Origin of the sequence: Mycobacterium sp. UM_Kg1 (assembly GCF_000972925.1) — a bacterium.
Lineage (GTDB): Bacteria > Actinomycetota > Actinomycetes > Mycobacteriales > Mycobacteriaceae > Mycobacterium > Mycobacterium hiberniae.
This window is the reverse complement of the sequence record NZ_JRMK01000373.1, coordinates 1-295: the sequence shown is the minus strand read 5'-3', so window position 1 is coordinate 295 and position 295 is coordinate 1. Positions and strand designations below refer to the sequence as shown.

Annotated in this window: 1 pseudogene; it reads right to left on the bottom strand. The window is 70.2% G+C overall.

The annotated features are described in order from the left end of the window. Positions 1-295 (bottom strand): annotated as a pseudogene (locus tag LI92_RS21585) (hypothetical protein); the annotation flags it as partial.

The following is a 295-nucleotide window of genomic DNA, read 5'->3' as shown; positions in this document are numbered from 1 at the left end:
GCCGGTGCTGCCTCGACCAGTGCGGGTGTCTCGGGTGGCAATGGTGGTGCTGGTGGTGCCGGTGGTAACGGTGGCCAGGGTGGTCTGAATGTTGGTGGCGGTCGGGCCACTGACGGTGTTGGTGGTGCTGGTGGCGACGGCGGTAAGGGTGGTGCCGGCTACACCGGTAAGGCCGGTGCTGACGCGGTGGTGGCCGGTGGCGACGGTGGTGCGGGTGAGTCGGGAACCAATGGTGGTGCTGGTGGCGCTGGTGGTGCCGGGGGCACGGGTTCGACGGCGGGCCTGCAGGGCCTTG